Source organism: Rhodococcus sp. (in: high G+C Gram-positive bacteria) (assembly GCF_049591685.1).
Lineage (GTDB): Bacteria > Actinomycetota > Actinomycetes > Mycobacteriales > Mycobacteriaceae > Rhodococcoides.
Genome location: NZ_JBAWFH010000020.1, coordinates 1 through 4,855, shown reverse-complemented (window position 1 = coordinate 4,855; position 4,855 = coordinate 1). Strand labels below are relative to the sequence as shown.

Annotated in this window: 8 protein-coding genes; 5 read left to right on the top strand and 3 right to left on the bottom strand. The window is 62.5% G+C overall.

What is annotated here, in order from left to right:
- The 3 genes from WBQ44_RS00690 to WBQ44_RS00680 all read right to left on the bottom strand — a co-directional run.
- The coding region (locus WBQ44_RS00690) for a hypothetical protein (protein WP_495564814.1) at positions 1-484 on the bottom strand (484 nt) is incomplete at its 3' end.
- Between the two features lie 4 nt (positions 485-488).
- Entirely contained in the window at positions 489-1,490 is a 1,002-nt protein-coding gene (locus tag WBQ44_RS00685; RefSeq protein ID WP_495564813.1) for a hypothetical protein, read from the bottom strand.
- Positions 1,487-1,789, bottom strand: coding sequence for a hypothetical protein (locus WBQ44_RS00680; RefSeq protein ID WP_495564812.1), 303 nt, complete (start codon positions 1,787-1,789; stop codon positions 1,487-1,489). Before WBQ44_RS00680 ends, WBQ44_RS00685 begins: the two co-directional genes overlap by 4 nt.
- 176 nt (positions 1,790-1,965) lie before the next feature.
- On the opposite strand from WBQ44_RS00680, the gene WBQ44_RS00675 reads away from it, so the two are divergent.
- The 5 genes from WBQ44_RS00675 to WBQ44_RS00655 form a co-directional block, all read left to right on the top strand.
- Positions 1,966-2,436, top strand: a complete 471-nt coding sequence (locus WBQ44_RS00675; protein ID WP_495564811.1) for a hypothetical protein — start codon at positions 1,966-1,968, stop codon at positions 2,434-2,436.
- 83 nt (positions 2,437-2,519) lie between these two features.
- Positions 2,520-2,831: a WXG100 family type VII secretion target gene (locus WBQ44_RS00670; RefSeq protein ID WP_495564815.1), complete on the top strand. Its 312-nt coding sequence runs from the start codon at positions 2,520-2,522 to the stop codon at positions 2,829-2,831.
- Complete coding sequence (locus WBQ44_RS00665; RefSeq protein ID WP_495564810.1) at positions 2,828-3,127, top strand: WXG100 family type VII secretion target; 300 nt, start codon at positions 2,828-2,830, stop codon at positions 3,125-3,127. Before WBQ44_RS00670 ends, WBQ44_RS00665 begins: the two co-directional genes overlap by 4 nt.
- Positions 3,127-4,620, top strand: coding sequence for a hypothetical protein (locus WBQ44_RS00660; RefSeq protein ID WP_495564809.1), 1,494 nt, complete (start codon positions 3,127-3,129; stop codon positions 4,618-4,620). Before WBQ44_RS00665 ends, WBQ44_RS00660 begins: the two co-directional genes overlap by 1 nt.
- Positions 4,617-4,855, top strand: a 239-nt coding sequence (locus WBQ44_RS00655) for a hypothetical protein (protein WP_495564808.1), incomplete at its 3' end; no start/stop codon positions are given. The genes WBQ44_RS00660 and WBQ44_RS00655, both read left to right, overlap by 4 nt.

The window sequence follows — 4,855 nt, the reverse complement described above, 5'->3', positions numbered from 1 at the left end:
CTGTTGCACCCATCGCAACGCAAGACAGGCCCGCGAAAACCGTATTCGATGCCTCGTCTCTGAACTCGGGTAGCAGAGAATCGAGTTCAAACCAGAATGCAACCACGATCGCTCCGTAATAAACCGCACACGTGCCCAACGCCGTGATCAGCACGCGAGTGCTCAAAGATTCCGGCCCGATACGTATCCCAACCCCGAACCGAGGATGAACGCACTGCATCAGTTTCGGCGAAAGTGTGATCCACCTGAAGCCTGCCTGCCGCAAAAGTAACCAACTCGCACACAGGGCAACCCCTCCGAACCCGGTATAGCCGATCACACCGACACTGCTTCCCGCCCTCCAAGCAAATGCAAACCCGCCAAGGGCGCAGATCGCGAGGACGAGCGCCGCCGTCATGTGCGCGCGACCAAACCTTTGCGGCCACACCTCTCGCCACACGACGTAGGGTGGCTGCGTTTCCCAATCCGTTCGCTCGTCGCTCATTTCTTCAATCCCACAGCCGCTGTCCAATCTTCGGCACTCCGTACGCCATCATCGCCCCGACCCCGAGGCCAACGATCAACCCCACTGCAGTGCCGGCACCCGGTACGACGCTGCCCATCGCCGATCCCGCGACGGCCGCCGATGCCATCGACCCCAGCGCGCCACCCGCCGCCACGCCGACGACCGTTCCAGCGCTTTCCGTGACAATGGCCTTCGTCGGGTCCATTCCACCGTCGATGTCGTTCGCAATAGCAGGGATTGTTCCGACAACGGCGCCCGCGGGTCCGAGCCGCCGACCTATCGAATGCGCCAGATCGTCCGATGAAGCGGCGGCAGCAGTCGCGAGCCCGTGACCCGTGGCGTCCGACACGGCGCCGATGGTGACTCCGGCTGCCATCGCTTGATAGTCGGGTGTCCACGAAAATCCGCCCCCATTGGCAGGCCGAAGTTCGCCACCTCCCGTTGTCGGCAATAGTTGCTCGAGCGCGGAGACGCGTGCGCGGACGCGGTCACAGACGTTCGTCGCCACCTCACTGGCGTGTTGCAGCTCCGTGCACACCGAGATGGTGGCTTCCTGACAACTGATCTGGAGGGCGAGAATTGCATCCTCCGCCAGAGGCCCCACTATCTGCCGAAGCGTTTCGGTTGATCGGTCAGCTGTGACAACGCCATTGTCGGCAACTTCGTAGTTTCTCGACTCCAGATCGTCGACCAAGTCCACCAGTTGCCTGCGCGCGGGTGCAACCACGGCCGCCGCATCGAGGAAATCTAGGGCGAAACCTTCAATGACAGCAACAAGTTTCGCCAGCGTCGACGATTCGGACACGACCCGCTCGGCAGCGGCGATCGCGGCATCTCCACGCCAGGACTCCGCGAGGACGTTCTGCTCCGATTCGAGCCCTACCCGCTGACCGTCGATCAACGTCGCGAGGTCAGCGAATGCTGTTGATGCTGCCGACAACGACTCGGCGTTCCATATGCGAATCTGCGGAACGGTGATGGTCACCCTTCGCCATCCATCCCACGAAGGCGGGCCGCGAACTCCGATTCGGTGACCCGATAGTCGTTCGAGGCTCCCCGTGCCGTGTCAGCGACGACCTCGAGACGCTGCGCCATCCCGCTGAAGGCCGCCGACAGGGCGTCGGACGCTTGACCACACAACGAGGGCAGCTCGGAGCCAGCCACTGCATTCTGCGCCGACCAGAATGGCCCTTCAACACTCGTTCCGTCCAGAATTCCGCTTACGCTGTTCGTGAACAGCGCGAACCGGGTCAGCAGCTCGGGATCTACCTCCACACCGGTCACAACCCTTCCGTTCGCGTCGTCCTGACTGTTGGACGCAGCCGTGTCACGAACGGTTCCGTGACCATCCTGGAGTCCCGGAAGATCCGGGGATGTTCTGATCGACTCGCCCTCTGGATGTAACGAGCAGCTGCGCGACAGCGAACTATCGACCATCATCGCCCGACGGAAGGACCCCCATGGTCACGCACACAGCTTCTCCGCGAAAGAGCGCAATTCGCGCCGCCGTAGTGGGACTCGCGACCGTCGGAACGATGCTGGCGTCGACGACCGTCGCGAACGCCAGTCCAGCAAACCTCTCGCCCATCGTCACGCTGGGTCACGGCCTGTACTCCGATCAGATCGCAGCGTGCGTCGGCTACATCGACGTCCAAGCTGCGTCCGACTACGACGCCCCCTACCCGCCGAACTACGTCCGATTCACAACACATTTCGTAGGCATCTCGCAGGTCTGCTCCGTCAGCGGAACGATCGAGTGGCACAACCTGGACACCGGTGAGTCAGGAAGCAGGCAGTGGGCGGTGAGCGGTTGGGACGGCCCGAACGCTCCGACGTTCGCATCGATCGAACCTGGGGCTGGCCGAGTGAGCCTGAGCATCACCACAACCACGCCGCACGTTCCCAGTCGCGGGGAATTCGTCGCCGCCTGAGCCGGACTGTCCGCCCAGCTCCATTTTTCGCGACGACTTAGACGCTCAGGACAGCATCACCCTCGTGGTGTAGCTTGCTCGATATGGGCGACGGGGGGACCCCTGACGGGGTGTTGTCAGCAGTTTCGGAACAGATCTCTGCGGTGGGGGCCGCGGCTAGGCAGCTCGAACAGACGTTGCGTAGCGCGCTGTCGTCTGTCAGCCGAGATGTGGACGCAGTCGCTTGGACAGGTACGTCGGCAGACGCGTATCGCGGGGTATGGAATCAGTGTCACCACGATGGCAGCCGGATTCTCGACTCATTAGCGGCCTTGTCCACGTCGCTGACAGATGCGGCCATCGGTTATGCGGCAACCGAGGAGCAGACGCGGTCGACGATTGCCGATCAGTTATGACCATGCCGTTCTCGGTCGACCCGGATGACCTCGAAGCACTGACTGCTCGCATCTCCGGTCTCGCGGGCTTTGTTCGGGACGAGTTGTACGAGCTCGACCGTCGCGCAGCATCTTTGACACAGGGTGGCTGGACCGGACTCGGAGCCGACGCCTACACGAAGGCACATGCAACGTGGGCCAACGCCGCGATTGACCTCGTCGAACACGTCACACAGATCGAGCTACTGACTCGTACCGCGCACCATCACTACACGGCTACAGCCGACGCGAACGTTCGCATGCTTCGAGGATCGTAATGAACGTCGATCCGCAGGCCTACTACGACGCCGCCGAGATGTGCGCGCATGCCTCCGCGTCCGTACGAAGCCGAGTCGAGGGACTACGCGCGTCACTGAGCCAATGCGGATCCATGGCTGGAGAATACGACGGCGTCAAGCAGTGGGGAACAGCCTACGATCAACATGCCTACGACTTCTTCCAGGCCGCTGAAACCTGGGTCGACGCGTCGAGCACGCTCGCCGACGTGGCATATGCGGCCGGCCACAACTGGGCGGTCGCCGAGCACCGGGCCAACCCTTCCCCTGTGTCAGGTTCGGCACCCATCGCTCCCCCGCCGTCATCTCGATCGACGTACCTGCAGTGCATGGCACCTCCGCCGACATCACTGGGAGACAATGGGGACGGGCTCGACACCGATGTCCCCGGACTACTCAAACAGATCGGTATTCCTGTCCCCGACGGCGACAGCGACAAACTCACGATCGCAGCCGACGCATGGGCAGCATTCGGCGAGCACTCCGACATCGCCGACGCAGGGCGCGCAATGGCTACAGCTAGCTCCCGCTTCGACGGTCTCGACGCACCAGACGTTGAGGTTCTGAGGGACCACCTGGATGTCCTGCACCGCAGTACCGACGAGCTGGCGTCGACCGCATCGGCGCTCGCTGTACCCGTCGTCAGCCACGGACAAGCAGTCTCCGATCTTCGCACCGGGATCAAGAGCGCGTCCGACGAGTTGGTGTGGACGGTTGGTGCCATAGGCGCTGTCACCGCAGTTGCAGCGGTCGCGACCGTCTTGTTCACCGGCGGACTGGGTGCCCTCGGTCCAGCCGAGGCGGAGGTCGGTATTGGTGCAGGAGCGACCGCCGCAGCAATCGCGTCAGCCGCGAACACAATCCGAGCGTTACTGGTCGGCAGCACCCTCGCCGGACTCCTCGGAGCTGCGACCGCCACCTTCGCCGCGATCAACGGGATCACGACCTTCTCCGCTCTCGAAGCCATCACGATGCTCGTTGCGCAGCACTTGCCCGGTGATGACGTCGCGTCACCGTCCTACTCGTCACCGGCACCGGGTACACCCGACTATGACGAACGGAGAGAGGAGCTCGCGAGAGATCCTGCGCACGGTGGAGAAGCGTTTCCCAATACGAGACGCGAAGCGGACGTTGGTTTGGAAGCCGAAGCTAGCGGCGTGATTCCTGGACCCATAACGCGCGCCCCACTGTCCGATACCGGTAAAGACCAAGGCGAGTTCATCGATGCAGCAGGTGATCACTGGGACGTCAAGTCGTCACCGGACCTTCAGCCCTCGTATCGGCCGGACGCGGGCAAACCGATCGAAACTCCGCAGTCCGACGCGCAGTTCGAAGGCATGGTCAACAAGCAACTAGGCAAAGGCACTGGGGTTTTGCTGGACTCCGAGGGAATGACTGCGGAACGGCAGTCGCACCTTCGGGAAGTCGTCGAGCAGCACCCCGAATGGGCCGGAAAAGTAAGGTGGTCCTCGTGAAGGGGTTCAGTAAGTCTCGATTCGATGTGAAGCAGTGGCCCAACGATCAGGATGCACAAGCCGCCCTCAACCAATTCTTCGACGAGATCGATCCCAACGGTCAATTCATACCGGTTCTCAGTGGTGGCGGACTCGATTTCGCTGGCGCCGACCTTTCGGGTTTGGAACTAGGCGGAGCTGAGCTGAGCGCAGGACAACTCGTCGGTGTTCGCCTGCGCGGGACCAGCCTCTACAG

Excerpts from the sequence above, each read along its gene's own strand:
- WBQ44_RS00675 (WP_495564811.1), top strand. The coding sequence starts at position 1,966 with ATGGTCACGCACACAGCTTCTCCGCGAAAGAGCGCAATTCGCGCCGCC.
- WBQ44_RS00670 (WP_495564815.1), top strand. The coding sequence starts at position 2,520 with ATGGGCGACGGGGGGACCCCTGACGGGGTGTTGTCAGCAGTTTCGGAA.
- WBQ44_RS00665 (WP_495564810.1), top strand. The coding sequence starts at position 2,828 with ATGACCATGCCGTTCTCGGTCGACCCGGATGACCTCGAAGCACTGACT.
- WBQ44_RS00660 (WP_495564809.1), top strand. The coding sequence starts at position 3,127 with ATGAACGTCGATCCGCAGGCCTACTACGACGCCGCCGAGATGTGCGCG.